Annotated in this window: 1 protein-coding gene; it reads left to right on the forward strand. The window is 57.9% G+C overall.

Annotated elements, in window-relative coordinates; all coding sequences use genetic code 11:
- The coding region (locus AC0IYH_RS34450; RefSeq protein ID WP_471839001.1) for a hypothetical protein at positions 1-209 on the forward strand (209 nt) is incomplete at both ends.

A 209-nucleotide genomic window follows, 5' to 3' on the forward strand; every position in this document is an offset into this window, starting at 1 on the left:
ATCGAAAATGAAGTCGGCGAAGTCTATGGATTGCAGTACCACCCCAATGGCCTGATCCAGCAGGAAACCGGGTTCGACGGCCAGCGTACAGCTTACGCCTACGACCTGAATGGCAACCTGCTGGAAAAGACGGAATACGGCGACGAGGGCAGTCAGCTGGTTACCCGCTACGAGCGCGATCACGCCGGGCGGCTCGTACGAAAAACCCT

This window comes from Pseudomonas sp. AC463 (genome assembly GCF_979253585.1).